This is a genomic window from Streptomyces viridochromogenes DSM 40736, from assembly GCF_000158955.1.
Classification (GTDB): domain Bacteria; phylum Actinomycetota; class Actinomycetes; order Streptomycetales; family Streptomycetaceae; genus Streptomyces; species Streptomyces venetus.
Genome location: NZ_GG657757.1, coordinates 6,159,520 through 6,185,262 on the forward strand (window position 1 = coordinate 6,159,520; position 25,743 = coordinate 6,185,262).

The window sequence follows — 25,743 nt, forward strand, 5'->3', positions numbered from 1 at the left end:
CCGTACCCGCAGGGCGGCACCAAGCTCCGGGCTCCCGCGCGGGCTTAAGCTAGGTCACGGTCGAGGCGTTGGTACGAAGGGGCGGTAAAGGTGAGCGCGAGCGGCACGGCCGCGGCCGGACAGGTCGAGCACATGCTGCGCCAGGTCACGCCCGGGCGCTACGACGCCTACGAGGCGCTCCTGCGCGCGCTGGCCACCCCGCACTCCGGCCAGATCTGGATGCTGCTGTGGCACGGCCAGGCCGGCTCGCCCGACGCCCAGTACGGCAACATGGAGGTCGACGGGTACGGTTACGCGCCCTGCGTCACCTCCGCACAGGAACTCTCGGCCAGCGGCTGGAACCGCTCGTACGAGGTGGTCGACGGAGTCGACGTCGCCCGCGCCCTCTACCCCGACCACTACGGCCTCTGGCTCAACCCGCACGCCCCCGGCGGCGGCGTCGGCATCCCCTGGCTCGACCTGCGCCGGATCGCCACGGGCCTGGACCGCCAGCCCGCCGGCCCCCTGCGGCTGTCCGAACCGGCCATCGAGATCCCGCAGTTCTACGCCCTGCTCGCGCAGAACGCCCACCGCACCCCGGCCGTCCGCTCGTTGCGCCGCGCCTGGGTGCAGCCCGCGCTCGGGGCGCCGTACCTCGCCATCGGCCTGGATGTGTACGACACCTCGCCCCCGGCCGTGGACTCCGTGCGCGCGATGATGCAGCAGTCCCTCGGCGCCGTACCCGACGGCCTGCCCGTGTCGACCGTCGCGATGTCGGACGAACACGACCCGGTCGCCATGTGGTTGCGTGCGAAGGCCCGCCCCTTCTACGACCGCGAGGCCCACGCCACCGCCCCGGTCTCGGGCTACGGATACCCGCCGGCGCAGGGCCGGTACTGACCGGTCCCGGACGGCTTCGCAGACCTCTCCCGGACCGCCCTCCGAAGGCGACGACCCCTCAGCTCTCCGCGCGTAGATAAGGGCGAAATGGGGGGCCCTGTCCTAAAATCCCCCAGACGCAGCACGTCCGACCCCCGTTACCCGCTGTCCGGATAACGGAACCCCGCAGACAGCATCACGTTTACGCATCCTTTCATCGCCAAGTCTGGCAACAGATCGCCAAAGCATTGAAGACTCCCCGCAAGACACGGGCCGGGTCGGTCTTGTGTACGAGACATACAAACCGCTACAGCGGCAGCCAGGGGCTCGGCGATCGCCGGCCCGAGAGGGGTCAATCGCACCGTGACCGCACCCATCGAGACCACCGGGGCGGAAGCCGGAGCACAGCCCGAGGCCGTGCTCTCCGGGGTCAAGAAGAGCCAGATCGAGGGTCGCTCGCTCACCCAGATCGCCTGGATGCGCTTCAAGCGGGACAAGGTGGCGATGGCGGGAGGCGTCGTCGTCATCCTGCTCACGCTGCTGGCGGTGTTCTCCAAGCCGATTCAGTGGATCTTCAACCTGGATCCCAACAAGTTCAACCAGGACCTCATCGACCCCGCGCTGCTCGCACCCAAGGGCGGCTGGGGAGGTATGAGTTGGGACCACCCCCTCGGTGTGGACCCCCAGTACGGCCGGGACATGCTCGCCCGCATCATCGACGGCTCCTGGGTCTCCCTGCTGGTCGCGGGCGGTGCCACGCTGCTGTCGGTGTGCATCGGCACCGTGCTCGGTGTCGTCGCCGGTTACTACGGCGGCTGGGTCGACAGCATCATCAGCAAGCTGATGGACACCTTCCTCGCCTTCCCGCTGCTCCTGTTCGCCATCTCGATCTCGGCGTCCGTGCAGGACGGGTTCTTCGGTCTCGACGGACTGTCCCTGCGCATCTGCGTGCTGATCTTCGTGATCGGCTTCTTCAGCTGGCCGTACATCGGCCGCATCGTGCGCGCGCAGACCATGACCCTGCGCAAGCGGGAGTTCATCGAGGCCGCAACCAGCCTCGGCGCACGCGGCCCGTACGTCCTGTTCCGGGAACTGCTCCCGAACCTCGTCGCACCGATCCTCGTCTACTCGACGCTGATCATCCCGACGAACATCCTCTTCGAGGCTGCGCTGAGCTTCCTCGGTGTCGGTATCGCTCCGCCGCAGGCCTCCTGGGGCGGCATGCTCAGCAACGCTGTGGATCTCTACACGGCTGATCCGCAGTACATGTTCGTGCCCGGACTGGCGATCTTCATCACCGTCCTGGCCTTCAACCTGCTGGGTGACGGGCTGCGTGACGCCCTCGACCCTCGCAGCAAGTGATCCATCGAATGAGGGGGCTTCCTCAGGTGAAGACGAGAAGGGTGACCGCCGGCGTTGCGTCGGTCCTGGCACTGTCGCTGGGTGCTGCCGCGTGCGGCGGCGGAGGTGACGACAACGACGGGGGAGGCAGCGGCAAGAAGGACGCCGCGCTGAACTCGATCGTCAACGCGTCGAGCAAGAAGGGCGGGACGGTCTCGTACGAGCACTCGGACGTGCCCGACTCGCTCGACCCGGGCAACACGTACTACGGCTGGGTGCAGAACTTCTCCCGCCTCTACGGCAGAACGCTCACCACGTTCAAACCGGCGGCGGGCAAGGACGGCCTCACGGTCGTTCCCGACCTCGCCGAGTCTCTCGGCAAGTCCAGCCCGGACGCCAAGACCTGGACGTACAAGCTGCGTGCGGGTGTGAAGTTCCAGGACGGCAAGCCGGTGACGTCCAAGGACGTGAAGTACGCCGTCGAGCGCTCCAACTTCGCGCCCGAGGCCCTGTCCAACGGGCCGACGTACTTCAAGTCGTACTTGGAGGGCGGTGACAAGTACAAGGGTCCCTACAAGGACAAGTCGGCCGACGGCATCAAGTCCATCGAGACGCCGGACGACCGGACCATCGTCTTCAAGCTGAAGCAGCCCTTCGCCGACTTCGACTACCTGGCGACGTTCTCCCAGACCGCGCCGGTGCCGCAGGCCAAGGACGACGGTGCGAAGTACGTCCAGCACATCGTGTCCTCCGGTCCGTACCAGTTCCAGTCCTACGAGGAGGGTCGCGGCGCCACCTTGGTGCGCAACCCGCAGTGGGACCCGAAGACGGACCCGAACCGCAAGGCCCTGCCGGACAAGGTCACGATCAAGTTCAAGGTCAACCAGGTCACGATCGACAACGACCTGCTCTCGGACAAGATCACGGGTGACGCGGCGGGCACCGGTGTGGCTCCGCAGACCCAGCCAAAGGTGCTGGCCGGCAAGAACGCCGGCCAGACGGACAGCTCGTACGCGGGTGCCACGCAGTACATCGCGCTGAACCTGAAGGTGGCCCCGTTCGACAACATCCACTGCCGCAAGGCCGTGCAGTGGGGCCTCGACAAGCAGTCCGTGCTCGACGCCATGGGCGGCACGCCGAAGGGTGACGTGGCGACCACGCTGCTGCCGCCGTCGGTCAACGGCTACACCAAGTTCGACACCTACGCGACCGAGGGCAACAAGGGCAACGCGGCGAAGGCCAAGGCGGAGCTGAAGGAGTGCGGCAAGCCGAACGGCTTCAAGACGATCCTGACCGCTCGCTCCGACCGCCCCGCCGAGGTCGCCCAGGCCACCGCCGTCCAGGCGTCGCTGAAGAAGATCGGCATCAACGTCGAGATCAAGCAGTTCCCGGCCGGTAAGTACTTCTCCAACTTCGCCGGTGTCCCGAGCTACGTCCACGCCAACAAGCTCGGCATGCTCTCGATGGCGTGGGGTGCCGACTGGCCGACCGGCTACGGCTTCCTCGACCAGGTCGTCAACGGTGCCGCCATCAAGCCCTCGGGCGGCAACAACCTGATGGAGCTGGACGACCCGAAGATCAACAAGGCCCTGACGGACGCGATCGCCAACACCGACGACGCGGCCCGCACCAAGGCCTGGGGCGAGATCGACAAGATGGTGCTCGACAACGCCTCGGTCGTCCCGGTCGTCTACCGCAAGAACCTGCTGCTCCGGCCGAAGTCCGCGACCAACGTCACGGTCACGCAGGCCTACCTCGGCATGTACGACTACCTGCTGATGGGCTCCTCGAAGTAACCAGCAGGCCGGAACCTCTGAAAGGCAGGTGAAGGCACCGGGTGGCCGCGGCGGACGATCCCGCCGCGGCCACCCGGAGCCGTACAGCTGTGGCTGCGTACATCCTCCGACGCGTCATGGGCGCGGTGCTGTTGCTGCTGGTGGTCAGCGCAGTCACCTTCGCCATCTTCTTCCTGGTGCCCCGCCTCGGGGGCCAGACGGCCGACCAGTTGGCCACCCAGTACGTGGGCAAGGACGCGAACCCCGAGTCCGTTGCCGCGATCAAGCAGAACCTGGGACTGGATCAGCCCGTCTACGAGCAGTACTGGCACTTCCTCAAGGGCCTCGTGGTGGGCGCCGACTACACGTTCGGTCCCGACGCGACGCACTGCAGCGCACCCTGCTTCGGGTACTCCTTCAAGAGCCACATCGAGGTGTGGCCCCAGTTGGAGCAGCGGATCCCGGTCTCCTTCTCGCTGGCCATCGGTGCCGCGGTGATCTGGCTGGTCTCCGGTGTCACGACCGGTGTCATCTCGGCACTGCGCAAGGGCAAGCCGATCGACCGGATCTCCATGTTCATCGCGCTCGCCGGCGTCTCGCTCCCGATCTTCTTCACCGGGCAGATCCTCAACGCGCTCTTCGTCTACGAGATCCCGATCTGGGACAGCATCGACTACATCCCGTTCACCGAGAACCCCGCCGAATGGGCCTGGCACCTGCTGCTGCCCTGGATCAGTCTCGCCTTCCTCTTCTCCGCCCTGTACGCCCGGCTCACCCGGGCGGGCATGCTGGAGACGATGAGTGAGGACTACATCAGAACGGCCAGGGCCAAGGGTCTGAAGGAGACCACGGTCGTGTCCAAGCACGGCCTGCGCTCCGCGCTCACCCCGATCGTCACGATCTTCGGCATGGACTTCGGCACCCTGGTCGGCACCGCGGTGCTCACCGAGACCGTCTTCTCCCTCCAGGGCATCGGCGCCTACTCGGTCCAGGCCATCAAGGACAACGACCTTCCCATCGTGATGGGCGTGACCCTGGTCGCCGCGTTCTTCATCGTCTTCTGCAATCTGATCGTCGACCTGGTGTACGCCGCCATCGACCCCCGGGTGAGGTACTCGTGAGCAAGCTCGACAAAGCCGCGCTCGGCGAACCGGACTCCGTCGCCCCGTCCACCGCGGACGACGCGTTCCTGTCCGTTCGGGATCTGCGCATCCACTTCGACACGGACGACGGTCTGGTCAGGTCGGTGGACGGCGTCAGCTTCGACGTGCGCAAGGGCAAGACCCTGGGCATCGTGGGCGAGTCCGGCTCCGGCAAGTCCGTCACCTCGCTCGGTGTGATGGGCCTGCACCGCTCGGCACGCGCCAAGGTCTCCGGCGAGGTGTGGCTGGACGGCCAGGAGCTGATCGCCGCCGACCCCGACGACGTACGGCGGCTGCGCGGCCGGAAGATGGCCATGATCTTCCAGGATCCGCTCTCTGCGATGCACCCCTACTACACGGTCGGGCAGCAGATCGTGGAGGCCTACCGGGTCCACCACGACGTCAGCAAGAAGGTCGCCAAGCAGCGGGCGATCGAGATGCTGGACCGGGTCGGCATCCCCGAGCCCGCCAAGCGCGTGGACGGCTACCCGCACGAGTTCTCCGGCGGTATGCGCCAGCGCGCCATGATCGCCATGGCGCTGGTGAACAACCCCGAGCTGCTCATCGCCGACGAGCCGACCACCGCCCTGGACGTCACCGTGCAGGCGCAGATCCTCGACCTGATCCGGGACCTGCAGAAGGAGTTCGGCTCCGCGGTCATCATGATCACCCACGACCTGGGCGTGGTCGCCGAGATGGCCGACGACCTGCTGGTCATGTACGGCGGCCGGTGTGTGGAGCGCGGTCCCGCCGAGGACGTGTTCTCCGCGCCCCGCCACCCCTACACCTGGGGTCTGCTCGGCTCGATGCCGCGTCTGGACCGGGAGGAGACCGACCGGCTCATCCCGATCAAGGGCGCGCCGCCCTCCCTCATCAACCTCCCGTCCGGCTGCGCCTTCCACCCGCGCTGCCCGTACGCGGACATCCCGAAGGACAACGTCACCCGCACGGTCCGCCCCGAGCTGACCGAGGTCGGCGGCTCGCACTGGGCCGCCTGCCACATGACCCAGGAGCAGCGGGAGCGTATCTGGACCGAAGAGATTGCGCCGAAGCTGTGAGCGACGACAAAGACGAAACAAAGACGGGCAAACCGGACGCGAGTGGGAGCGTCCTCACCAAGGACACCACCGCCGACGGCGACGTCCTGCTGAAGGTGACCGGCCTTCAGAAGCACTTCCCGATCCGCAAGGGCCTGCTCCAGCGGCAGACCGGTGCGGTGCGCGCTGTCGACGGCATCGACTTCGAGGTCCGCAAGGGCGAGACGCTCGGCGTCGTGGGCGAGTCGGGCTGCGGCAAGTCCACCATGGGCCGGCTGATCACCCGGCTGCTCGAACCCAGCGGCGGCACGGTGGAGTTCCAGGGGAAGGACATCACGCACCTCGGCACGGGTGACCTGCGCCCGATGCGCCGCGACGTGCAGATGATCTTCCAGGACCCGTACTCCTCGCTGAACCCCCGGCACACGATCGGCACCATCGTCGGCGCCCCCTTCAAGCTTCAGGGCGTCGACCCCGAGGGCGGGGTGAAGAAGGAGGTCCAGCGGCTGCTGTCGGTGGTCGGCCTCAACCCCGAGCACTACAACCGCTATCCGCACGAGTTCTCCGGCGGCCAGCGCCAGCGCATCGGCATCGCCCGGGCGCTCGCGCTCAACCCCAAGCTGGTGGTGGCGGACGAGCCGGTCTCCGCGCTGGACGTGTCGATCCAGGCGCAGGTGGTGAACCTGCTGGACGACCTCCAGGACGAGCTGGGCCTGACGTACGTGATCATCGCCCACGACCTGTCGGTGGTCCGGCACGTCTCGGACCGCATCGCGGTGATGTACCTCGGCAAGATCGTCGAGCTGGCCGAGCGCGACCAGCTGTACAGGTCGCCGATGCACCCGTATTCGAAGGCCCTGCTGTCGGCCGTGCCGATTCCGGATCCGAAGCGCCGGGGCGTGAAGAGCGAGCGCATCCTGCTCAAGGGTGACGTGCCCTCGCCGATCGCCCCGCCGAGCGGCTGCCGCTTCCACACCCGGTGCTGGAAGGCGACGGAGATCTGCAAGACCACCGAGCCGCCGCTGGTGGAGCTGCGGGCCGGGCAGCAGGTCGCCTGCCACCACCCGGAGAACTTCGAGGACCAGCAGCCGCAGGACACGAAGCTGCTCTCCTCGGCCCACGAGGCGGCCGAGGAGAACACCACGTCCGCAGTGGAGAAGTGATCCCGCCCGAGCCCCCGCCCCCGCACACCGGGGGGCGGGGGCTCGGTCATGGGTAAAAATGTTCGGGTGCTCCAGGAACTCTTCACCCCGTCCGTCCAGCATTCGCTCGAGCTGATCGGCATCTTCGTCTTCGCGATCTCCGGCGCGCTGCTGGCGGTCCGCAAGAACTTCGACGTGTTCGGCATGGCCGTGCTCGCCGAGGGCACCGCGCTGGGCGGCGGGCTCTTCCGTGACCTGGTCATCGGGGCCGTCCCGCCCGCCGCCTTCACGGACCTGGGCTATTTCCTCACCCCGCTGCTCGCCACCCTCCTCGTCTTCTTCCTGCACCCCCATGTGGAGCGCATCCAGGTCGCCGTGAACGTCTTCGACGCGGCCGGCCTCGGCCTGTTCTGCGTCGCCGGGACGACGAAGGCGTACGAGTACGGGCTCAACCTGACCGCCTCGGCCTGTCTGGGGATGGTCACCGCGGTGGGCGGGGGTGTGCTGCGGGACGTGCTCGCCAACGAGGTGCCCTCGCTGCTGCGCTGGGACCGCGACCTCTACGCGGTGCCGGCGATCGTCGGCGCCACGATGGTCGTGCTGTGCATCCGCTACGACGCCCTGTCCCCGCTCACCAGCACCCTCGCGGTGATCACCGCCTTCGTACTGCGGCTGCTCGCCATGCGGTACCACTGGCGAGCTCCGCGGGCGTGGCACCGGCGGTCGACGGTGAGCGAGGAGGAGCAGCCCCTCCTGCCGTGACGGGGCCGCGGCCGGTGACCTCCGTGAGCCAGCGGAACGCCGGGACCACCTGCGGCCGCCACAGCGCCATGGTGTGACCGCCCGCGCTCCGCGGGACATACACCACGTGCACGGTCGTCGGGGCCTTCGCGGTCTGTTCCAGGGCCACGGCCGCCTCGTAGCCGTCGTGCGGCTGGCCGGAGAGGTAGAGGGCGATCCGCGGCGGCACGCGCGCTCCGCGCAGCAGCAGGCAGGGGTCGTTCTCGGCGCGCAGGGCGGGGGTCCGCGCGGCGAGCGAGTCGCGCTCGCCGATCGGGTCGTTGTAGCCGGACAGGCTCACGGCGGCCCGGTAGCGGTCGGGGTGGGCCACGGCGAGCTTGGCCGCGCAGTGCGCCCCGGCCGAGTAGCGGCCACGGCCCAGCCGCGCGGGGCGGACTCGGCGCGGAAGTTGTCCATGACCATCGGAGGCCCGCAAAGCTACCGCTTAGTAGTTAGTTCTTGTACTGTTCAGGCATGCCAGAAGCAGCCTCCGTCCCGGCCGTCCGGGCCACGATCGGCGACAGCGAGTTCGACCGCGACACCGCGGTGACCCGCCGTGCGCCCGGCGTCTACGACATCGACCTCTCCGCCGGCTGGACGATCATCAGCGCCGTCAACGGCGGCTACCTGCTGGCGGTCCTGGGCCGCGCGCTCGCGGACGCCCTGCCGCACGCCGACCCCTTCACCGTCTCGGCGCACTACCTGACCGCGTCCCAGCCCGGCCCGGCGGTCGTCCGCACCGACGTCGTCCGCACCGGCCGGACCCTCTCGACCGGCCAGGCCTCCCTCTTCCAGTACGACGACCAGGGCCGCGAGGTCGAACGCATCCGCGTCCTCGCCTCCTACGGCGACCTGGGCGCCCTGCCCGACGATGTCCGCACGACGGCCGTGCCGCCCGCCATTCCGCCGATCGAGCAGTGCTTCGGCCCCGACGACGGGCCCGCCCCCGTCGACGGCAGCTCGGCCATCACGGACCGGCTGATGCTCAAGCTCGACCCGTCGACCCTGGGCTGGGCCCTCGGACAGCCCTCCGGCAACGGCGAGATGCGGGCCTGGTTCGGTCTCGCGGACGGCCGGGACGCCGACCCGCTCTCCCTGCTGCTGACGGTGGACGCCCTGCCGCCCACCGCCTTCGAGCTCGGGCTGAAGGGCTGGGTGCCCACCGTCGAGCTGACCGTGCACGTCCGCTGCCGCCCGGCCCCGGGCCCGCTGCGCGTGTCGATCACCACGCGCAACCTCGCCGGTGGCTTCCTGGAGGAGGACGCCGAGGTGTGGGACAGCGCCGGCCGGCTGGTCGCGCAGTCCCGGCAGCTCGCCCGGGTCAGGCTCGGCTGAGCGGCGTACGCCCCAGCCAGGCGGCCAGCCTGTCGTAGGTGTCGGCTCCCTCGGGGGCCGGCCGGGCCGAGCCGAACGGCGTGCGCTCGTCCCGCTGTTCGTCGGGCAGCATGCGGTGGGCGACGGCGAGCGCGAACTCGGCCGGCTCCGGGTCGAGGGCGAGCGGCCGGCCCAGGGCCTCGGACAGGTCCCAGGTATGGGTCACCGTCTCCATGACGTAGGCCGACAGAGCCGTGCGGCCCGGCATCTCGCCGAACGGCAGACGCACCACCGCCTCGAGGCGGTCGTCGCCCGCCCAGGCCTTGACGGCACGGATCCTGGCCTCGTCGTACGCGACGGCCCAGCCGTCGTCGGGCACGCCCTCCGCGAACGGCTGGGCGGCGACCGCGTCGCCTCCCTCGCCCGCGATCGCGATGCGGCGGGCCCCGCCGGTGAGATGGCTCAGCAGCGTGCGCACGTCGAACTCGGAGCACGGGGTGGGGCCGTCGAGCCGCTCGGCGCGCACGGCCTGGATCAGCGCGGCGGCCTGCTCGGTGGCGCGGGCGAACAGCGGGCGGGGGTCGGTGGTCATCGCGTCTCCTCCTGTGTGGGTGGGCGAGAGGAGCATCCCCGGATAACCTGACAACGGCCGTCAACATTTGCTGCGAACTCCCGCACGGCACGATGCTGATGCCGTGAAGTCCGACCGACTGCTGTCGATCCTGTTGCTCCTGCAGACCCGTGGCCGGGTCCCGGCCCGCGAACTCGCCGAGCGGCTGGAGGTGTCCGTCCGCACCGTCTACCGCGACGTCGAGTCCCTGTCGGCCGCGGGCGTGCCGGTCTACGCCGAACGCGGACGGCACGGCGGCATCGAACTGCTCGCCGGGTTCCGTACGGACGTCACGGGCCTGACCGCCGACGAGTCCCGCGCACTGTTCGTCCTGGCCGCGCAGGGCGCGCACACCGCGCTCGGGCTGGACGCGGCGTTCGGCTCGGCCCTGCGCAAGGTGATGGCCGCACTGCCGGCCCCGCACCGCCCGGCCGCCGAGACGGCCTCCCGCCGCATCCTCGTCGACGCCACCCGCTGGCGGGGCGGCCCGCAACCGGCCGTCGACCTGGAGGTGCTGCGCGACGCGGTCTTCGCCGACCGCAGGCTGCGGCTGCGCTACCGGCACAGCGGAGAGCGCCAGGTGCGGACGTACACCGTCGACCCGTACGGCCTCGTCGCCAAGGCGGGCGTCTGGTACCTGGTCGCCGACCGGCGGGCCGCACCGCGGCTCTTCCGGGCGGACCGGGTGCGCGCGGCCCGGCTCCTCGACGATCCGGTGCGGCGGCGCCCGGGCGTCGAACTCGCCGACGTCTGGGAGGTCCTGCGCCGGCAGGTCGAGGCGCGTCCCGAGGGGCTCGACGTCACGGTCAGGGTGCGGCGTGACCGGCTTGACATGTTCCTGCGGCTGACGGCGCCCCTGCTGGCGGGGCTTCCCGAGGACGACGGTGAGAGCGAGTGGGTGACCGTGCGGCTGACGTATGGCGTCCTCGGCGAGACCCGCCAACTGCTCGCCTTCGCCGACCAGGTGAAGGTCCTCTCGCCCCCTCAGGTGCGCGAGGAGCTGGCCCGGACGGCTGCTTCCGTCACGGGGCTGTACCGGCGCCCGGGCGGAGCGCCGGGGTGAAACCGCAGGTCGGGCGGGTGTCTTGAGGTGCGCTTTGCCTCGCTGACAGGGCGGTCACAGGGCGGGCCCAAGGAAGGCCCATGCGGCGTTGGTTGAGTGCCCGCCTCAGGACTCCCTCATCTGCCTTGGAGTTGTCTCTCATGAAGCGTGCGCGTCTCGTTCCGGCCGTGACCCTGCTGGTGCTGTCGTCGGCCCTGGCGTTGGTGGCCTGCGGTTCGGGTGACTCCTCGTCGTCCTCGGGCAGTGGCGGTGGGTCCGGGCAGCAGCGGCAGGCCTGCCAGGCGCCCTCGGGGATGCCGAGCGGGGCGCCGTCGGGTGTGCCGTCCGGGGCGCCTTCGGGGGCTCCGCCGGGGGTTCCGTCCGGAGTTGCTTCGAGCGGCACGTCGAGCGGTACGTCGAGTGGCGCTTCGGGAGGTGCTTCGGGAGGCGCCAAGCCGTCGGGTGCCCCGTCCGGGGCGCCTTCCGGGATGCCTTCCGGGATGCCCAGTGGGGCGCCCGGCGGCGGGCAGGGCGGTCCCGGTGGCGGGCAGGGCGGCGGCTGCGGTGCGCCGGGCGGTGGTGGTCAGGGGCAGGCACGGTAGGCACAGCCGGAAGCCGCGAGGGCGGCGCGCTCGGGGACCAGCGCGCCGCCCCCGTGCGTCGTGCGGGCCGGGTCAGTCCAGCCAGTGGTGACGGCCCAGCCCGATCAGCCGCATCTGGCGGGTCGCCACCTGCGCGACGTTCCGGGTCCGCTCCTCCCGCTCCTCCGCCGGCCCCTCCAGCGCCTCCAGGAACAGCGACGCGGTGATCAGCATCTGGTCGACGTAGAGGTGCGCGAGCATCAGCAGGTCGTCCTCGGACCAGCCCTCGGACACCGGGTCCTCGGCCAGTTCGTCCTTGACCTCCTGGGCGAACCGGGCCAGTTGCTCGCGTATCGCCTCCCGTACCGGCTGAACTCCGCCATGTCGCTCGCGGGCGATGAATCGGACATGGGCGGGGTACCCGTCGACGTGACGGGCGATCAGCTCGATGGCGCGCGTGATGCGTTCCTGGCTGTCGTCCGTCGTGGACACCGTCGTCCGGATCATCGGGTGCAGGCTGCCCAGCGCCTCCTCGACCAGGGCCACGCCCAGGTCCGCCGTGGAGCGGAAGTGGCGGTAGAAGGCGGTCGGGGCGACACCGACGGCGCGGGTGACCTCGCGCAGCCCGAGGCTGCTCAGGCTCTGCTCCTCCAGCAGCCCCAGGGCCGCGTCCAGGAGTGCCTGCCGGGTCTTCTGCTTCTGGGCCTGCCGGATGCCGAGCGTGTGACTCATACCATGCAGTTAACAACTGTTCTCTGTAATTGGAAAGTCTTGAGAGCCGCTAGACTGGGAAGTCAGTGAACAAGTGTAACCACAATCGTTCACCGAAACTCTGGGGGTTGTTAACCGTGCTGTTCATCGTCGCCGCGCTCCTGCTGCTGGGCGTCGTCCTGGGCACCGTCGCCCACGCGCCGCTCACCTTCTCCGTCGCCGCGGGCGTCGTCATCGCGGTCTGGCTCGGCATCTTCGCGCTCCGCGAGCGCCACGGCCGCCGTCGCCACACGCAGGCCCACTGACCGCCACACGCAGGCCCACTGACCGCCACACGCGGGCTCACTGACCGCCGCGCCCACGCACCGGCCGCCGCTCCACCGATCCGATCACCGGGAGTCGATCACCATGCAGCTCACCGCTCCGGCCACACGCCGCACCGGCATCCGCGACACCGACGGCATGGCCGTCGCGTCTTTCATCCTGGGCCTGCTCGGCCTCCTCGTCCTCAACGTCTTCCTCGGCCCCGTCGCCATCGTGCTGGCCGCCGTCGCCCTGTGGCGCGGCACCAAGCGTCGCGGCCGTGCCTTCCTGGGTCTCGGCCTGGGCGTCGCCGACCTGCTGGTCCTGGTGGCGTTCATGCAGGCGGACAACTCCGTCTCGTGGAGCTTCTGAGCCACGCCGGGTTCGGCCAACCTTGAGCTGAGGCCGATCGAAGGGGAGCCGTAGAATCGGGCTCACCATGGCTTACCTCGACCACGCCGCGACCACCCCGATGCTCCCGGAGGCGGCAGAGGCGCTCACCGCCCACCTGGGTGCCACCGGCAACGCGTCCTCCCTCCACGCATCCGGCCGGCAGGCCCGCCGCACCGTCGAGGAGGCCCGCGAGACCCTCGCCGAAGCCCTCGGCGCCCGCCCCAGCGAGGTCGTCTTCACCTCGGGCGGCACGGAGGCCGACAACCTCGCCGTCAAGGGCCTTTACTGGTCGCGCCGTGACGCCGACCCGGCCCGCACCCGCGTCCTCGCCAGCCCCGTCGAGCACCACGCCGTCCTGGACGCCGTGCACTGGCTCGGCGAACACGAGGGCGCCACCGTCGAGTACCTCCCGGTCGACGCCCACGGCCGCGTCCATCCGGAGGCCCTGCGTGAGGCGATCGCCCGCAATCCCGACGACGTGGCCCTCGCCACCGTCATGTGGGCGAACAACGAGATCGGGACGATCCTGCCGATCCGCGAACTCGCCGACACCGCGGCCGAGTTCGGTGTCCCCCTGCACTCGGACGCCGTCCAGGCCTTCGGCCAGATCCCCGTGGACTTCGCCTCCTCCGGCCTCGCCGCGATGACGGTGACCGGCCACAAGATCGGCGGGCCGTACGGCATCGGCGCCCTGGTCCTCGGCCGCGAGTACACCCCCGTCCCCGTGCTGCACGGCGGCGGCCAGGAGCGGCATGTGCGCTCCGGCACCCTCGACGTGCCCGCCATCGCCTCCTTCGCGGTCGCCGGGCGGCTGGCCGCCGAGCAGCGCGAGTGGTTCGCCCGCGAGATCGGCGCCCTGCGCGACGCCCTCGTCTCCGCGGTCCGCTCGGCCGTGCCGGACGCGATCCTCGGCGGCGACCCTGACCCGGAGGGCCGCCTCCCGGCCAACGCCCACTTCACCTTCCCCGGCTGCGAGGGCGACTCCCTGCTGCTTCTGCTCGACGCCCAGGGCATCGAGTGCTCCACCGGCTCCGCCTGCACCGCCGGCGTCGCCCAGCCCAGCCATGTCCTCCTCGCCACCGGCACCGACCCCGACCTGGCCCGCGGCACCCTCCGCTTCTCCCTCGGCCACACCTCCACCGAGGCCGACATCGAGGCCCTGGCGAAGGCCATAGGCCCGGCGGTGGAACGGGCCAGGGCGGCGGGGCTGACGTAACGCGGCCTGATCCGCGCCCCCGGCCGGATCAGGCCGGAGCCGTACGCGCCTCACGCACCAGCCGCATGTACTTCTTCCAGTCCCAGTGCGGCCCGGGGTCCGTGTGGTCCGTGCCCGGGACCTCCACGTGGCCGATGATGTGCTCGCGGTCGACGGGTATGTCGTACCGCGCGCAGATCCGGGCCGTGAGGCGGGCCGAGGCCTCGTACATCTCGTCCGTGAAGTCCTGCGGACGGTCCACGAAACCCTCGTGCTCGATGCCGACACTGCGCTCGTTGTAGTCGCGGTTCCCCGCGTGGTACGCCACGTCCAGCTCGCGGATCATCTGCGTGACGTGCCCGTCCTGGCGGACGATGTAGTGCGTGGCCGCCTTGTGCCCCGGGTCCTGGAAGGCCTTCACCGCGCTGTCGAAGCTGCCCTGCGTGACATGGACGATCACCATGTCTATGCCGAAGTCGTCGGGCCGGTCCGCCCGGCGCCAGTTCGCGTCCGACGCCGCCACCCAGCGCGCGCCCGCGTAGTCGACCTCGCCCTCCTTGCGCGGCTTCTCGACGCCCGGAGTCCGCCACCACAGGCGCGCGAGCTCGTCCCGGGCCAGCACGGCCGTGCCCGTCGCCGCCACCAGCCCGCCGATCAGCAACGCGCGGCGCCCGACCTTCCGGTCGCCGTCCGTCGAAGCCTTCCGCTGTCCCATGTGATCGTCAACGCATACTCGCGAGCCCTGGTTCCCGCGTCCCCGTACCCTGGAGGGGCTATGACTGACACCCCGCAGCGCTCCCGTCCCCTCCGCGTCCTGGCCGCCATGTCCGGCGGAGTCGACTCCGCCGTCGCCGCCGCCCGTGCGGCCGAGGCGGGCCACGACGTGACCGGCGTCCACCTCGCCCTCTCCGCCAACCCGCAATCCTTCCGCACGGGCGCGCGAGGCTGCTGCACCATCGAGGACTCGCGCGACGCCCGCCGCGCCGCCGACGTCATCGGCATCCCGTTCTACGTGTGGGACCTCGCCGACCGCTTCCGTGAGGACGTCGTCGAGGACTTCGTCGCCGAGTACGAGGCCGGACGCACGCCCAACCCCTGCCTGCGCTGCAACGAGAAGATCAAGTTCGCGGCGCTGCTGGACAAGGCGCTGGCGCTGGGCTTCGACGCGGTCTGCACGGGCCACTACGCCCAGGTGATCGTGCACGAGGACGGCACGCGCGAGCTGCACCGGGCGTCCGACATGGCCAAGGACCAGTCGTACGTCCTCGGCGTGCTGGACGACCGGCAGCTCGCTCACGCGATGTTCCCCCTGGGCGACACCGTCACCACCAAGGACGAGATCCGCGCCGAGGCCGAACGCAGGGGGCTGGCGGTGGCCAAGAAGCCCGACTCGCACGACATCTGCTTCATCGCCGACGGCGACACCCAGGGCTTCCTCGCGGACCGGCTCGGCAAGGCGGAGGGCGACATCGTCGACGAGTCGGGAGCGAAGCTCGGCACCCACGAGGGCGCGTTCGGCTTCACCATCGGCCAGCGCAAGGGCCTGCGCATCGGCACCCCGGCCCCCGACGGCAAGCCGCGCTACGTCCTCGACATCTCCCCGGTGGACAACACGGTGACCGTCGGCCCGGCGTCCGCCCTGGACGTCAGCGCCCTCACCGCCGTCAAGCCCCGCTGGTGCGGCGTCGCCCCGACCGGCCCCGGCACCTACACGGCCCAGCTCCGCGCCCACGGCGGCGAGACCGAGGTCACCGCCGAGCTGGTCGACGGCTCCCTGGAAGTCACCTTCAGCGAGCCGGTCCGCGGCGTCGCCCCCGGCCAGGCGATCGTGCTGTACGACGGCACGCGCGTGGTCGGCTCGGCGACGATCGCCTCGACGAAGCGGACCCCGGCGGGCGTGGCCTGACCGGTGGGATTCTTTCGGCCCCGGCCGTGACCTCGCCCCTCTCGGTCCCGCGCCTCAGTCCCGCGAGAAGAACTCCAGCAGCACCGGCGCCAGCACGTTCGGCTCCACCATGTGGGTCTGGCCCTGGAGGGCGCGGTACGCCCCCTCGGGGACGGATTCCGCGATCGCCCGGGCCGCCTCGCGGAGCCACGCCGGGCTCGCGTCGCCCGCGACCGCGAGGACGGGCACGCCGACGGAGGCCAGCCGGGAGCGCGGGACCCGGCCGTCGCGCATCACGGCGTCGTCGTAGGCGAGGCTCGGGGCGATGGCTTCCATGCCGGCCCACATGGGGGACTGGCGGGCGCCCTGGATGACCCCCTCGGCCAGACCGGTCAGCCGCAGGAACAGCTCCACCGCGTCCCCGCGCCGCCCCTCACCGAGTGCCTCCTTCAGCCGCCCGGTGTACTCAGCGCGCTCCTCGGCCCCTTCCTCGGTCATCGCGAACGGCGTCTCGTACACCGCCACGCGCCGCACCGGCAGTCCGCTCGCCGCCGCCTCCAGCGCCAGCGCCCCGCCCGACGAGATGCCGTACAGGCACGCCTCGCCGCCCACCGCCTCGACCACCGCCGCCAGGTCCTCGACCTCGCGCTCCACGGCGTACGGCGCGGTGTCGCCGCTGGCCCCACGACCCCGGCGGTCGTACACGACGGCCTGAAAACGCTCCGAAAGCGACACGGCCAGCGGCGCCAGGGTGCCGCCCGTCGACATCGCGCCGCTCACCAGGACGACGGCGGGACCCTGGCCGGTGCTCTCGAAGGCGATGCGGGTGCCGTCACGCGAAAGGATCTTCTTGTCCATGTCTGTGCAGACTGCCGCACGGCACGGTCTTCATCGGTGAGGCGGGCGGCGCGTCCGCCGATCAGAACACTTCCACCTCGTAGAAGCACAGGTGGTCCTTGATCTCCGCGACGTCCGGCTTGGGCTCCGGATACGCCCAGACGAGGTCCGCGGCGCCCGGCAGCGACCAGTAGGACGCGTCGCCCTTGAACGGGCAGCGCGTGTGCGTGCCGGACGGCGTCAGCAGGTCCAGACGTACGTCCTCGGCCGGGAAGTAGTACCGCTCGGGACAGCCCGTCTCGCGCAGGACCAGCGACCGGTCGCTCTCCGCCAGTACCTGCCCGTCGTGCACCACGCGCACGTGCCGCCCGCTCGGCTCGATGGTGATGCGATGCCCGGTGGTCACGATGGCCCTCCTCGGGGTAGCCGACTTCTCCGGTACAGCGCACGCTGAAGCGGAGTTCTTCCCACCGCCGCAGGAGGTCCCATGCGAGCCACGGAACCGGCCAGGAACCGCAGCACCCTGACCCACCAGGTCCGGTACGCCCTGCGCCACCCGGAGCGCGTGCCCGCGCATGCCCGGCGCGCGGTGCGGGACGCCTGGCTGCGGCTGCGGTACCGCGACCACATCGCCTACTACCGTGCCGTGATGGCCTCCGACGCGGCGCGCAGCGCGGAGGCGGCGGTCGGACACAGCCCGTCGCGCGAGGCGTGGGCGCGGATCGGGCGCATGCAGTTCGACTACCTGGTGGGACACGGCCTGAAGCCGCACCACCGGATGCTGGAGATCGGCTGCGGCAACCTGCGCGCCGGGCGGCTGTTCATCGACCACCTCGACGCCGGCCACTACTACGGCATCGACATATCACCGCACATCCTCCTCGCCGCCCAGGACACCCTCGTGGCCGAGAACCTCCAGCCCAAACTGCCCTACCTGGCGCTAGCCGACGACCTCACCTTCGCCTTCCTGCCCGACGCGCACTTCGACGTGGTGCACGCGCACAGTGTCTTCTCGCACTCCCCGCCGCACGTCATCGAGGAGTGTTTCGCCCACGTCGGGCGGATCCTCGCGCCCGGCGGGTTCTTCGACTTCACCTACGACCGCACCGAGGGCGCGGAGCACCAGGTGCTGCGCGAGGACTTCTACTACCGGACGGCGACGCTGATCGAACTCGCCGCGAAACACGGCCTGACCGCGCGGTTCATGGAGGACTGGGAACGGCTCCCGCACAAGCAGTCGAAAATACGGGTCGCCGCCACCGCCGACCGGACCCGTACGGTGGGCCCATGAACATCTGTGTCTTCCTCTCGGCCGCCGACCTCGACGAGCGCTACACCCGTCCCGCGCGGGAGTTCGCCAAGCTGCTGGGCAAGGGCGGTCACACGCTCGTGTGGGGCGGCTCCGACGTCGGCCTCATGAAGGTCGTCGCCGACGGGGTGCAGGAGGCGGGCGGCCGGCTCGCCGGCGTCTCCGTGCAGTTCCTCGCCGCCAAGGCCCGGCCGGGCGTCGACGAGATGGTCGTCGCGAAGGACCTCGCCGAGCGCAAGAGGCTGCTCCTGGAGAAGGCCGACGGCGTGGTGATCATGGTGGGCGGCACCGGCACCCTCGACGAGGCGACCGAGATCCTGGAACTGAAGAAGCACGGCCACACGGACAAGCCGGTGGTGCTGCTCAACACCGCCGGGTTCTACGACGGCCTGAAGCAGCAGTTCCGCCGCATGGAGGACGAGGGCTTCCTGCCCCGCCCGCTCACCGACCTGGTGTTCTTCGCGGAGGAGCCGGTGGGGGCCCTGGCGTACCTGGAGGAGAGCCGGGGCATCGAGTGACCCTGCTCTGATGCGAGCATGGCGGGCATGGCTACTCATGTGATCACCGGGGCGGGCTCCGGCATCGGCGCGGCGGTGGCCCGCCGTCTGCACGCGCGCGGGGACGACCTCGTGCTGCACGCGCGCGACGCGGGCCGTGCGAAGGAGCTGGCGGCGGAGTTCCCCGGGGCGAAGACCCTGGTCGGTGACCTCGCCGACCCGGACAAGCTCTCCTGGGCCTTCTCCCACCAGTCGCTGCCGGACCGTGTGGACTCGCTGCTGCACATCGCCGGGGTCGTCGACCTCGGCCCGGTCGGCGAACTCACCCCGAGGACCTGGCGCCACCAGCTCAACGTCAACCTCGTCGCCCCCGCCGAGCTGACCCGGCACTTCCTGCCCCAGCTGCGCGCCGCCCGGGGACACGTGGTCTTCGTGAACTCGGGCGCCGGCCTCAACGCCCACGCCGGCTGGTCCGCGTACGCCGCCTCCAAGCACGGCCTGAAGGCCCTGGCCGACTCCCTGCGCCACGAGGAGCACGCGAACGGCGTCCGCGTCACCTCGGTCTACCCCGGCCGTACGGCGAGCCCGATGCAGGTCAAGGTCCACCAGCAGGAGGGCAAGGAGTACGACGCCTCGAAGTGGATCGACCCGGAGTCGGTGGCCACGACGATCCTGACGGCCCTGGACCTGCCGAGGGACGCGGAGGTCAACGACCTGACGATACGACCGGGGAACTGACCCCGGCCGCGTCGCTGCGTAGGCTTCTCCGGTGAGTGAAAACAGCCAGTTCAGGTTCGGTGCCGCCACCGGCGTGGGATCCATGCCGGGCGGCGACGCCCGAGAAGCCGCCAAGACCGTCACCGGCACCTTCGAGGACTTCCCGTTCCTGCCCGAACTGCCGGCCCGGGGCCCCGGCGCGGACATGATCGGGCGGACCGCCGGGATGCTCGTCGAGCTGTACGCGCGTGTGGAGCCCAGTGGATGGCGGCTCGGCGACCGGCCGGGGCGGGACACCAAGCGGGCCCGCTCCTGGCTCGGCGAGGATCTCGACGCACTGGAGGAGTTCACGCAGGAGTACGAGGGGCCGCTGAAGGTCCAGGCGGTCGGGCCGTGGACCCTCGCGGCCAACCTGGAGCTGCGGAACGGCGAGGTGGCCCTCTCCGACGCCGGTGCCTGCCGCGACCTCGCCGCCTCCCTCGCCGAGGGCCTGCGTCTGCACCTCGCCGAGGTGCGGCGGCGGATCCCCGGGGCGCACCTCGTCCTCCAGCTCGACGAGCCGTCCCTCACCGCCGTCCTGCGCGGCCAGGTGAGGACCGCCAGCGGCTACCGCACCCACCGGGCCGTCGACCGGCAGGTCGTCGAGGCCACGCTCCGCGAGCTCGTCGGGGTGCACTCCGACGGTCCGGTCGTCGTCCACTCCTGCGCACCGGACGTGCCCTTCGCCCTGCTGCGCCGGGCGGGCGCGGCGGCCGTCTCCTTCGACTTCTCCCTGCTCACCGAGCGTGACGACGAGACGATCGGGGAGGCGGTGGAGGGCGGCACCCGGCTCTTCGCCGGTGTCGTCCCGGGCACCGAGGGCCCATTGTCAGACCCTGCCGGTAGCGTCATGGGTGTCAGGACGCTGTGGCGCAGGCTGGGACTGTCACCGGGGCTTCTCGCGGAGGCGGTCACGCTCACCCCGGCGTGCGGACTCGCGGGGGTCTCCCCGGGGTACGCGCGCTCGGCCCTCGCCCACTGCGTCCGGGCGGCGAGATCCCTCGCGGACAACCCAGAGTAACGGGAGGACGACACGGTGGCCGGCGACAAGCAAGCGGAGACGACGACGGTGCCCGCCGAGGCACGGGAGAAGCACGCGCGCCTCGCGGAGCAGATCGAGGAGCACCGCTTCCGCTACTACGTGAAGGACGCTCCCGTCGTCAGCGACGCGGAGTTCGACCAACTGCTGCGTTCCCTGGAGGCGCTGGAGGACGAGTACCCGGAGCTGCGCACCCCGGACTCGCCGACCCAGAAGGTCGCGGGCGCGTACGCCACGGAGTTCACGGCGGTCGAGCACCGCGAGCGCATGCTCTCCCTCGACAACACCTTCAACGAGGAGGAGCTCGCCGCCTGGGCGGAGCGGATCGCGCGGGAACTGGGCGAGCAGGACTACCACTTCCTGTGCGAGCTGAAGGTCGACGGCCTCGCCGTGAACCTCACCTACGAGCACGGCCGCCTCACCCGGGCGGCGACCCGTGGCGACGGCCGTACCGGCGAGGACATCACGCCCAACGTCCGGACGATCGCCGAGATCCCGGAGCGCCTCAAGGGCGACCGCGTGCCCGACCTGGTGGAGATCCGCGGCGAGGTCTACTTCCCGATGGAGAAGTTCCAGGAGCTCAACGCCCGGCTGGTCGAGGCCGGTGACAAGCCCTTCGCCAACCCGCGCAACGCCGCGGCCGGTTCACTGCGCCAGAAGGACCCGCGCGTCACCGCCACCCGCCCCCTGCACATGGTGGTCCACGGCATCGGTGCCCTGGAGGGCTTCACCGGCCTGACCCGCCTCTCCCAGGCGTACGACCTGCTGGGGACCTGGGGCCTGCCCACCTCCCGGCACAACAGGGTGGTCGACGGTCTCGAGGGCATGCTGGAGTTCATCGCCCACTACGGCGAGAACCGCCACTCGGTGGAGCACGAGATCGACGGCGTGGTCGTCAAGCTCGACGAGATCCCGCTCCAGGGCCGCCTCGGCTCGACCTCGCGCGCCCCGCGCTGGGCGATCGCGTACAAGTACGCGCCGGAGGAGGTCAACACCAAGCTCGTCAACATCCGTGTGGGCGTGGGCCGCACGGGCCGGGTCACGCCGTACGCCCAGGTCGAGCCGGTCACGGTCGCGGGCTCCGAGGTCGAGTTCGCCACGCTGCACAACCAGGACGTCGTCAAGGCCAAGGGCGTCCTCATCGGTGACACGGTGGTGCTGCGCAAGGCCGGTGACGTCATCCCGGAGATCCTCGGCCCGGTCGCCGACCTGCGCGACGGCAGCGAGCGCGAGTTCGTGATGCCGGCCGAGTGCCCCGAGTGCGGTACGGCGCTCAGGCCGATGAAGGAGGGCGACGTCGACCTGCGCTGCCCGAACGCCCGCACCTGCCCGGCCCAGTTGCGCGAGCGCCTGTTCTACCTCGCGGGCCGCAAGGCGCTGGACATCGAGCACTTCGGCTACGTCGCCGCGGCCGCCCTCACCGCCCCGCTGGAGCCGAAGGACCCGCCGCTGGTCGACGAGGGCGACCTGTTCGACCTCACCATCGACCAGCTGCTGCCCATCAAGGCGTACGTCCTCGACCCGGACAGCGGTCTGCCCAAGCGCGACCCCAAGACCGGCGAGGAGAAGGTCGCGACGATCTTCGCGAACCAGGAGGGCAACCCCCGCAAGAACGCGCTCGCCATGCTGGAGAACATCGCGGCGGCGAAGGAGCGCCCGCTGGCCCGGATCATCACCAGCCTGTCGATCCGTCATGTGGGACCGGTCGCGGCCGAGGCGCTGGCCCGCGAGTTCCGCTCGATCGAGCGCATCGACCAGGCCACGGAGGAGGAGCTGGCGGTCACCGAAGGCGTCGGCCCGACCATCGCCGCCTCCCTCAAGCAGTGGTTCGCCGAGGACTGGCACCGCGAAATCATCCGTAAGTGGAAGGCCGCCGGCGTCCGCATGGAGGCGGAGAGCACCGGCGAGGACGAAGGTCCGCGCCCGCTCGAAGGTCTCACCGTGGTCGTCACCGGCACCCTCGAACACTTCACCCGGGACGGCGCCAAGGAGGCGCTGCAGAGCCGCGGTGCGAAGGTGACCGGTTCGGTTTCGAAGAAGACCTCGTTCGTCGTCGTGGGTGACAGCCCCGGATCGAAATATGACAAGGCGATGCAGCTGAAGGTCCCCGTCCTGAACGAGGACGGTTTCGGGGTCCTGCTGGAGCAGGGACCGGACGCGGCGGCAGAAGTCGCGCTTTCGGCCGAGGAGTAGCGGTTGAAGGCCACCCGTTCGGCGCATACCAGATGCATACGGGTGGCCGGGGCGCATTCGGGCAACCGTCCGCGACCGCTGCCCGTGGAAGCCTTCTGCGGCCTACTGTTGAGATGTGCGCCTGCCGTGCCCAGCTGCGGTCGGGGCATCTTCGTGCTCGCGCGGGGCACGGGGAAGGGTTTTCCAACGCGGGCCGCCGAAGGGTTGTCGGGCACCGGGCCGCGTGGCGTGGGCACCGCCGGCTGTGAGAGGGACGGGAATGGAACCGACCGAGAGCGCCGTGCCGGGCTCACGGCTGCGCCTGCGCCGCATGGCGGTCGTATGGCGTGCAGTCCGTGGGGCCGGACGGCCGGCGGGGCGTCCGGGCGTGGAGGTGCGCGCCGTCGGACAGTACACCGCGGACGCCCGCGGTGCCGGGGGGCGCGCCGCGGCTGACGGCCGCGGCACCACACAGCCGGTCACCGAACACGCCCCCGGGCTGACGGGCGCGGGTCCGGACGCGGACCCCGAACGGCACCACTCCTGGCCCGCGCTGCCCGCGGCGGTCGTCGCAGCGGCCGGATTCGTCCTGGGCGCCGGCTTCTACCGCGCCTTCACCGGCGGCCACGCGCTCTTCCCGTCCGGCACGGCCGGCTGGGCGCTGGCCGTGCTGACCGGCATCATCGTCGGCCACCTGGTCATGCTGGGCCGATCCCGCTGGTGGGGCGGCACCGGCTCGGGCGCCGCCCTCACCCTCGCCGTGCTGCTGCTCTACGGCTGGCTGCCGGCCGGCATGGTCAGCCTCACGGTCGTCGTGCTGGTCGGCGTCGCCCGCCGCAACCGCTGGCGCCAGGGCATCCTCCACGGGGCGGTCGACCTCCTCGGCATCGGCGCCGGCGCCCTGGTGCTGGGCGCCTTCGGATCCGTCCCGTCCGTCGAGGCCCCCTCCCACCCGGACAGCTGGACGCTCTACACCGCACCCGAAGTGGCCCTGGTCGCCCTCGCCTACCTGGCCGTCAGCCGCGCCCTGCTCTGGTACCTGCACGCCCCGCGCCCCGGTCTGCCCACCGTCGCCCGCACCGCCCTGGTCAGACAGGGTCTGGTCGCGGTCGCGCTGCTGGGCATCGCGCCGCTGGTGTGTGTGGTGGCCGTGGCGAAGCCGATCCTGCTGCCGCTGTTCTCCATCCCGCTCATCGCGCTGGACTCCACGCTCTGGATCGCCCGGGCCCGTGCCGAGGAGCAGCTGCGCGACCCGCTGACGGGGCTGCCCAACCGCCAGTGGCTGCTGGAGCGCATCTGGACGGCGCTGGACGACGCCGAGCGCATCGACGCCCGCGCCGCCCTGATGCTGATCGACCTCGACCGTTTCCGGTCGGTCAACGACACCCTCGGCCATCTGGCCGGTGACCGGCTGCTGCTGCAGATCGCCGACCGGCTGCGGGTGGCGCTGCCGCGCGGGGCTGAGGCCGCCCGGCTCGGCGGGGACGAGTTCGCCGTCTTACTGCCCGTCGCCGACTCCACGACGTCCGCGACCCAGGTCGCCCGCACCCTGGTCACCGCCCTCAGTTCCCCGCTCGACCTCGACGGCCTCACCCTCGTCCTGGAGGCCAGCGCCGGAGTCGCCGTCTTCCCCGACCACGCCCTGGACGCCGAAGGACTGCTGCGGCGGGCGGACGTGGCGATGTACCAGGCGAAGCGCGACCGTACGGGTGTCGAGGTCTACGAGTCCAAGCGCGACTCCAACACCCCGGACCGGCTCGGTCTGCTGGGAGACCTCCGCAGGGCGCTGGACGCCCACGAGGTGGAACTGCACTACCAGCCGAAGGTCCGCTTCGACGGGCAGGTCGCCGGTCTGGAAGCCCTGGTCCGCTGGGTGCACCCCGAGCGGGGCAAGGTGCCGCCGGACGAGTTCATAGCGATCGCCGAGTCCTCGGGCCTGATGCCCCATCTCACCGAGTACGTCCTGGAGACCGCGCTCGGCCAGGTCGCACGCTGGCGGGCCCAGGGCCTGTTCGTCCCGGTCGCGGTCAACGTCTCCCCGCGCGACGTCCACACCCCCGGCTTCGCCGGCTCGGTCGCCGCCCGGCTGGCCCGGCACGGTGTGCCCGCGGGAGCGCTCCAACTGGAGATAACGGAACACGTCCTCCTGGAGGACCCGCAGCGCGCCGCCGACACCCTCAACGGGCTCACCGCGCACGGCGTGAAGATGTCCCTGGACGACTTCGGCACGGGCTACTCGTCGCTCGTGCACCTGCGACGGCTCCCGGTCAGCGAACTGAAGATCGACCGCTCGTTCGTCGCCCGGCTCGCGGTCGACACCGAGGATGCCGAGATCGTGCGCTGCACGGTCGACCTCGCGCACTCCCTCGGCCTGCTCGTCGTCGCTGAGGGCGTCGAGGACGACGAGACCTGGGAACGCCTGCGCGACCTCGGCTGCGACGCCGTCCAGGGCTGGCTGGTCGCCGCCGCGATGCCCCCGGACGAGACCACGGCCTGGCTCCGCGCCCGAGGCTCCCGCGGCTGGCAGCGCCCCCGCGCCGCACTGCCGGCGGCGACCGCGGAGGACTCGGGCCGCATCGGCTAGGTTTCCCCCGTCCGGAGCGCCCCGGCCGTGCCGGGGCCGTGGCGCCACCCCCCTCCGGGAAACCGTTTCACGGGCACGGCCCGCGGCCCCATAGGATTGGGCCCAAACCACACTCACTCACCACCCCAGAGGATCGCTGCATGCCTGGCATCACGCGCGAGGAGGTCGCCCACCTCGCCCGGCTGGCGCGTCTGGAGCTGAAGCCCGAAGAGCTCGACCACTTCGCGGGACAGCTGGACGACATCATCGGCGCGGTCGCCCGCGTCAGCGAGGTCGCCGACCAAGACGTACCGCCGACCTCGCACCCGCTCCCGCTGACGAACGTCATGCGCCCGGACGAGGTCCGTCCCTCGCTCACCCCCGAGCAGGCGCTCTCCGGCGCCCCGGCCCAGGAGCAGCAGCGTTTCAAGGTGCCGCGGATCCTGGGGGAGGACTAACAA

At 70.9% G+C, this 25,743-nt stretch carries 25 protein-coding genes and 1 pseudogene; 20 read left to right on the forward strand and 6 right to left on the reverse strand.

Annotation, left to right across the window (positions count from 1 at the left end; translation table 11 throughout):
• Positions 1 to 90 precede the first annotated feature (90 nt).
• The 7 genes from SSQG_RS27270 to SSQG_RS27300 all read left to right on the forward strand — a co-directional run bounded on the left by SSQG_RS27270 (position 91) and on the right by SSQG_RS27300 (position 8,057).
• Positions 91 to 879, forward strand: coding sequence for an enhanced serine sensitivity protein SseB C-terminal domain-containing protein (locus SSQG_RS27270; protein ID WP_003993104.1), 789 nt, complete (start codon positions 91 to 93; stop codon positions 877 to 879).
• 342 nt (positions 880 to 1,221) lie between these two features.
• Complete coding sequence (locus SSQG_RS27275) at positions 1,222 to 2,220, forward strand: ABC transporter permease (RefSeq protein ID WP_003993105.1); 999 nt, start codon at positions 1,222 to 1,224, stop codon at positions 2,218 to 2,220.
• Positions 2,221 to 2,228: 8 nt separating this feature from the next.
• The gene (locus SSQG_RS27280; RefSeq protein WP_003993106.1) at positions 2,229 to 3,995 is read left to right on the forward strand and encodes an ABC transporter substrate-binding protein; all 1,767 of its coding nucleotides are present in this window, start codon (positions 2,229 to 2,231) and stop codon (positions 3,993 to 3,995) included.
• Between the two features lie 89 nt (positions 3,996 to 4,084).
• The gene (locus SSQG_RS27285) at positions 4,085 to 5,095 is read left to right on the forward strand and encodes an ABC transporter permease (protein WP_039933711.1); all 1,011 of its coding nucleotides are present in this window, start codon (positions 4,085 to 4,087) and stop codon (positions 5,093 to 5,095) included.
• The gene (locus SSQG_RS27290) at positions 5,092 to 6,174 is read left to right on the forward strand and encodes an ABC transporter ATP-binding protein (protein ID WP_003993108.1); all 1,083 of its coding nucleotides are present in this window, start codon (positions 5,092 to 5,094) and stop codon (positions 6,172 to 6,174) included. Before SSQG_RS27285 ends, SSQG_RS27290 begins: the two co-directional genes overlap by 4 nt.
• The gene (locus SSQG_RS27295; RefSeq protein ID WP_003993109.1) at positions 6,171 to 7,316 is read left to right on the forward strand and encodes an ABC transporter ATP-binding protein; all 1,146 of its coding nucleotides are present in this window, start codon (positions 6,171 to 6,173) and stop codon (positions 7,314 to 7,316) included. The genes SSQG_RS27290 and SSQG_RS27295 overlap by 4 nt, the downstream gene beginning before the upstream one ends.
• A 48-nt stretch (positions 7,317 to 7,364) precedes the next feature.
• Positions 7,365 to 8,057 (forward strand): trimeric intracellular cation channel family protein, encoded by a 693-nt coding sequence (locus SSQG_RS27300; RefSeq protein WP_425315003.1) that lies wholly within the window; start codon positions 7,365 to 7,367, stop codon positions 8,055 to 8,057.
• Here SSQG_RS27300 and SSQG_RS39705 read toward each other — a convergent pair.
• Positions 7,948 to 8,504 (reverse strand): annotated as a pseudogene (locus SSQG_RS39705) (alpha/beta hydrolase-fold protein); the annotation flags it as partial. The gene SSQG_RS27300 and the pseudogene SSQG_RS39705 sit on opposite strands and share 110 nt — an antisense overlap.
• Before the next feature lie 45 nt (positions 8,505 to 8,549).
• On the opposite strand from SSQG_RS39705, the gene SSQG_RS27305 reads away from it, so the two are divergent.
• Entirely contained in the window at positions 8,550 to 9,410 is an 861-nt protein-coding gene (locus SSQG_RS27305) for a thioesterase family protein (RefSeq protein ID WP_039933714.1), read from the forward strand.
• On the opposite strand, the gene SSQG_RS27310 is transcribed toward SSQG_RS27305, so the two are convergent.
• On the reverse strand, positions 9,397 to 9,981 hold the full coding sequence (locus tag SSQG_RS27310) for a TIGR03086 family metal-binding protein (RefSeq protein WP_003993113.1): 585 nt from the start codon (positions 9,979 to 9,981) through the stop codon (positions 9,397 to 9,399). The two genes, SSQG_RS27305 and SSQG_RS27310, sit on opposite strands and share 14 nt — an antisense overlap.
• Before the next feature lie 103 nt (positions 9,982 to 10,084).
• Here SSQG_RS27310 and SSQG_RS27315 point away from each other — a divergent pair, with 103 nt between their 5' ends.
• Entirely contained in the window at positions 10,085 to 11,062 is a 978-nt protein-coding gene (locus tag SSQG_RS27315; RefSeq protein ID WP_003993114.1) for a helix-turn-helix transcriptional regulator, read from the forward strand.
• Between the two features lie 653 nt (positions 11,063 to 11,715).
• Here SSQG_RS27315 and SSQG_RS27320 read toward each other — a convergent pair.
• Positions 11,716 to 12,354 (reverse strand): TetR family transcriptional regulator, encoded by a 639-nt coding sequence (locus SSQG_RS27320; protein ID WP_003993116.1) that lies wholly within the window; start codon positions 12,352 to 12,354, stop codon positions 11,716 to 11,718.
• A gap of 107 nt (positions 12,355 to 12,461) precedes the next feature.
• On the opposite strand from SSQG_RS27320, the gene SSQG_RS40420 reads away from it, so the two are divergent.
• The 3 genes from SSQG_RS40420 to SSQG_RS27335 all read left to right on the forward strand — a co-directional run bounded on the left by SSQG_RS40420 (position 12,462) and on the right by SSQG_RS27335 (position 14,245).
• Positions 12,462 to 12,638 (forward strand): hypothetical protein, encoded by a 177-nt coding sequence (locus SSQG_RS40420; RefSeq protein WP_167545768.1) that lies wholly within the window; start codon positions 12,462 to 12,464, stop codon positions 12,636 to 12,638.
• Positions 12,639 to 12,741: 103 nt separating this feature from the next.
• On the forward strand, positions 12,742 to 13,008 hold the full coding sequence (locus SSQG_RS27330) for a hypothetical protein (RefSeq protein WP_003993118.1): 267 nt from the start codon (positions 12,742 to 12,744) through the stop codon (positions 13,006 to 13,008).
• A gap of 67 nt (positions 13,009 to 13,075) precedes the next feature.
• Positions 13,076 to 14,245: a cysteine desulfurase family protein gene (locus tag SSQG_RS27335; protein WP_003993119.1), complete on the forward strand. Its 1,170-nt coding sequence runs from the start codon at positions 13,076 to 13,078 to the stop codon at positions 14,243 to 14,245.
• Positions 14,246 to 14,273: 28 nt separating this feature from the next.
• On the opposite strand, the gene SSQG_RS27340 is transcribed toward SSQG_RS27335, so the two are convergent.
• The gene (locus SSQG_RS27340) at positions 14,274 to 14,939 is read right to left on the reverse strand and encodes an N-acetylmuramoyl-L-alanine amidase (protein ID WP_003993120.1); all 666 of its coding nucleotides are present in this window, start codon (positions 14,937 to 14,939) and stop codon (positions 14,274 to 14,276) included.
• A 60-nt stretch (positions 14,940 to 14,999) separates the two neighbouring features.
• Here SSQG_RS27340 and mnmA point away from each other — a divergent pair, with 60 nt between their 5' ends.
• Complete coding sequence (gene mnmA, locus SSQG_RS27345) at positions 15,000 to 16,130, forward strand: tRNA 2-thiouridine(34) synthase MnmA (RefSeq protein WP_003993121.1); 1,131 nt, start codon at positions 15,000 to 15,002, stop codon at positions 16,128 to 16,130.
• 54 nt (positions 16,131 to 16,184) lie between these two features.
• Here mnmA and SSQG_RS27350 read toward each other — a convergent pair whose 3' ends face one another.
• Positions 16,185 to 16,967, reverse strand: coding sequence for an alpha/beta fold hydrolase (locus SSQG_RS27350; protein ID WP_003993124.1), 783 nt, complete (start codon positions 16,965 to 16,967; stop codon positions 16,185 to 16,187).
• A gap of 61 nt (positions 16,968 to 17,028) precedes the next feature.
• Complete coding sequence (locus tag SSQG_RS27355) at positions 17,029 to 17,352, reverse strand: DUF427 domain-containing protein (RefSeq protein ID WP_003993125.1); 324 nt, start codon at positions 17,350 to 17,352, stop codon at positions 17,029 to 17,031.
• Positions 17,353 to 17,433: 81 nt separating this feature from the next.
• Here SSQG_RS27355 and SSQG_RS27360 point away from each other — a divergent pair, with 81 nt between their 5' ends.
• The 7 genes from SSQG_RS27360 (at position 17,434) to gatC (ending at position 25,740) form a co-directional block, all read left to right on the forward strand.
• Positions 17,434 to 18,237, forward strand: coding sequence for a class I SAM-dependent methyltransferase (locus SSQG_RS27360; protein WP_003993126.1), 804 nt, complete (start codon positions 17,434 to 17,436; stop codon positions 18,235 to 18,237).
• Positions 18,234 to 18,773, forward strand: coding sequence for a TIGR00730 family Rossman fold protein (locus SSQG_RS27365; protein ID WP_003993127.1), 540 nt, complete (start codon positions 18,234 to 18,236; stop codon positions 18,771 to 18,773). Before SSQG_RS27360 ends, SSQG_RS27365 begins: the two co-directional genes overlap by 4 nt.
• A 27-nt stretch (positions 18,774 to 18,800) precedes the next feature.
• Entirely contained in the window at positions 18,801 to 19,490 is a 690-nt protein-coding gene (locus SSQG_RS27370) for an SDR family oxidoreductase (RefSeq protein ID WP_208865673.1), read from the forward strand.
• A gap of 31 nt (positions 19,491 to 19,521) precedes the next feature.
• On the forward strand, positions 19,522 to 20,529 hold the full coding sequence (locus SSQG_RS27375) for a methionine synthase (protein ID WP_003993129.1): 1,008 nt from the start codon (positions 19,522 to 19,524) through the stop codon (positions 20,527 to 20,529).
• 15 nt (positions 20,530 to 20,544) lie between these two features.
• The gene (gene ligA, locus SSQG_RS27380; protein WP_003993130.1) at positions 20,545 to 22,740 is read left to right on the forward strand and encodes an NAD-dependent DNA ligase LigA; all 2,196 of its coding nucleotides are present in this window, start codon (positions 20,545 to 20,547) and stop codon (positions 22,738 to 22,740) included.
• Between the two features lie 259 nt (positions 22,741 to 22,999).
• Positions 23,000 to 25,303, forward strand: coding sequence for a putative bifunctional diguanylate cyclase/phosphodiesterase (locus SSQG_RS27385; RefSeq protein WP_003993131.1), 2,304 nt, complete (start codon positions 23,000 to 23,002; stop codon positions 25,301 to 25,303).
• Positions 25,304 to 25,443: 140 nt separating this feature from the next.
• Entirely contained in the window at positions 25,444 to 25,740 is a 297-nt protein-coding gene (gene gatC, locus SSQG_RS27390) for an Asp-tRNA(Asn)/Glu-tRNA(Gln) amidotransferase subunit GatC (protein ID WP_003993132.1), read from the forward strand.
• Positions 25,741 to 25,743: the final 3 nt, after the last annotated feature.